3 protein-coding genes are annotated in these 2,126 nt (G+C 67.8%); all 3 read right to left on the bottom strand.

The genetic code is table 11. The features are described 5' to 3' along the window. Positions 1-141: 141 nt before the first annotated feature. The 3 genes from QZY44_RS04925 to QZY44_RS04915 all read right to left on the bottom strand — a co-directional run bounded on the left by QZY44_RS04925 (position 142) and on the right by QZY44_RS04915 (position 1,658). Positions 142-717, bottom strand: coding sequence for a TlpA disulfide reductase family protein (locus QZY44_RS04925; RefSeq protein WP_295443047.1), 576 nt, complete (start codon positions 715-717; stop codon positions 142-144). Beyond that, the gene (locus tag QZY44_RS04920) at positions 714-1,109 is read right to left on the bottom strand and encodes a hypothetical protein (RefSeq protein WP_295443045.1); all 396 of its coding nucleotides are present in this window, start codon (positions 1,107-1,109) and stop codon (positions 714-716) included. Before QZY44_RS04920 ends, QZY44_RS04925 begins: the two co-directional genes overlap by 4 nt. Before the next feature lie 81 nt (positions 1,110-1,190). Continuing rightward, positions 1,191-1,658 (bottom strand): MaoC/PaaZ C-terminal domain-containing protein, encoded by a 468-nt coding sequence (locus QZY44_RS04915; protein ID WP_295443042.1) that lies wholly within the window; start codon positions 1,656-1,658, stop codon positions 1,191-1,193. Positions 1,659-2,126: the final 468 nt, after the last annotated feature.

Here is a 2,126-nt window from a genome sequence, read left to right as displayed (position 1 = left end):
CGCCACTTTCATCTCTTGAGGTGGTGCGGGCGCCATGGCCGTTAGCCGGTGGCAGCTCCCAAGATATCCAAGGAAAATCCGTCGCGTTTGCACGCCGGACCGGCTAAAGCCTCGACCTTATGCTGGGGGCCGGAACGACGATCAAGGCCTGCCCGGAGTTGAGCCGGGTGCGGTGGTGGGCTTCAAGGCCCGCACCTGGTCCAGCAGCTTGGGATCATCCCACGCGCGGCTCCCCATGGCGCTATAGACCAGACGGCCCTCGGGATCGATCACGAAGGTGGTCGGCAGGCCCTTCATGGGGTAACGCTGGGCGACCTTGGAGTCGGTGTCCATCGGCAAGGCGAAGTCCACCGGCTCGTCCTCCAGGAACGCCGCGATGTCCTGCGGGTCGTCGCCGACGCTGATGGCCACCACGGCGATGTCCTCGGCGGCCAGGGTCTCATAGGCACGCTGGATGGACGGCATCTCCTCCCGGCAGGGCGGACACCAGGTGGCCCAGAAATTCAGGATCACCGGCCGGCCGCGATAGTCCGCCAGGCGTTGGGGACGGCCCTCCGGATCCTTGAGGTCGAAGTCCGGGGCGACGGGCCGTTCCGGGATCGGGGTGAGTGACTGCTCCGGCGTGGCGAGCGAACCGGTCAGAGGCGGGGCGAGGAGGCCCGCCAGCAGGAGCGGCAGTAGGCCGCGGCGCGCCAGGCGCGGGCTTGCACGTCTCACTGCGCAGCGGCGGGGGCCGCCGGGGCCGGGGCGATCGTCGCCTTCTCGATCAGCAGCGGGTAGCGGTAACCGGCGCCAAAGTCCATGTCCACGACCAGGGTGCCAGTGACCGTCACCTGGTCATTCACGGCCGCCGTGTCCTGGGTGGTCACCGTGATGTCGTTGGAACCATCGGCCGCATCGCCCGTACCGTCGCGCAGGTGGACCCAGTTGCGCCCCATGATCTGGGTATTGACCTTCGCCACCTGGCCACGCACCGTCACCTGCTTGCCGCCCAAGGCGGCCCGTTCCTTGTAGAGATCGCCGACCGCTGTTGCGGTCGCCCCGGCGGCGAGTACGGGGGTGATCAGGAGTGCGGACAGGAGCGTCGCCAACGAGAGAGTGTGGGTCATGATCGGCCGCCTTTTCGATGAGTCACTGATTGAGTAACGGGCAATTGTAGCGCGCGGGGCCACACGTGAGCGGGCCGCGACTCACCCGCCCTGCTGTTCCTCCCACCACTGCCGATAGGCCGTGTCCGGTGCCAGTATCCGGGCCTTGGCGGTGGTGAGGCGCCGCCCTTGCGCGTCCGTCACGGTCATATCGACGTCGACCAGCCCGTTCTTGATGCGGGTGATCTCGAAGTTGACGATCACCTCCTCGTCCGGCAGGACCGGCTTGCGGAAGCGCTCGGGCACGAAGGACAGCCCGAGCGCCCCGTCGCCCGGAAAACGGGTGCCGAAGATGCCCGAGATGGTGGTCTGGATCAGCCCGCCCGGGACCACGATGTCAGTCACCCCGGGAAAGCGTCGCTGCGCGGCCTCCACGTCCCGGTGGATGGCGTTGGCGTCGCCGGTCAGGGCGCAGTAGGTGTCCACCTGGGCGCGGGTGAACCGCAGATGGGCGGTGTGGCATTGACCGACCGTGAGCATGGCGGCGGTGAGGCAGTCGGTCTTTGTCATCTGGCGGCCCCCAGGGGCGAGTAGGTCGGGTGGGTCATTGCGCACAGGATACCGCAGGGTTGGCGGGTTGTGGTGGCGCCGGATTGCGGGCGGGCATCGGGGGCCGCCCGCCGGACGCCCCGCAGGGCCGGCCCTGCTCCTGGCTGCGCTTGTGCGACGCGCGGGCTGCGCCGGCCTTGCTGATGGACCTCGAGCCAGGCGGAAGCCCAGAAAGCCGAAACGGTCGGCCGGCTCCCAGTGTTAGCCCGACTTCCGCTATTCGACCCCTCCGCCGCCCGTTTCGGGGCGGTCTTGGGCGCTGAAGCCCGGGTAAGCACCTGATTGCGCGAGGAGGCGGACCGCGTAACCGCCTGTAGTGCCGACCTTGATCCTTGAACCCGCAGGCATTTTTGTCGACACTATCGGCATGTTCCTGCGCTTCAAGACACGTAACCAAGACGGCAAGGTCCACCGCTACTGGAGCGTGGT

It is taken from the genome of uncultured Thiodictyon sp. (genome assembly GCA_903837595.1).
Classification (GTDB): Bacteria; Pseudomonadota; Gammaproteobacteria; order Chromatiales; family Chromatiaceae; genus Thiodictyon.
This window is presented reverse-complemented; position numbering and strand designations above follow the sequence as displayed.

Excerpts from the sequence above, each read along its gene's own strand:
- QZY44_RS04915 (WP_295443042.1), bottom strand. The coding sequence starts at position 1,658 with ATGACAAAGACCGACTGCCTCACCGCCGCCATGCTCACGGTCGGTCAA.
- QZY44_RS04920 (WP_295443045.1), bottom strand. The coding sequence starts at position 1,109 with ATGACCCACACTCTCTCGTTGGCGACGCTCCTGTCCGCACTCCTGATC.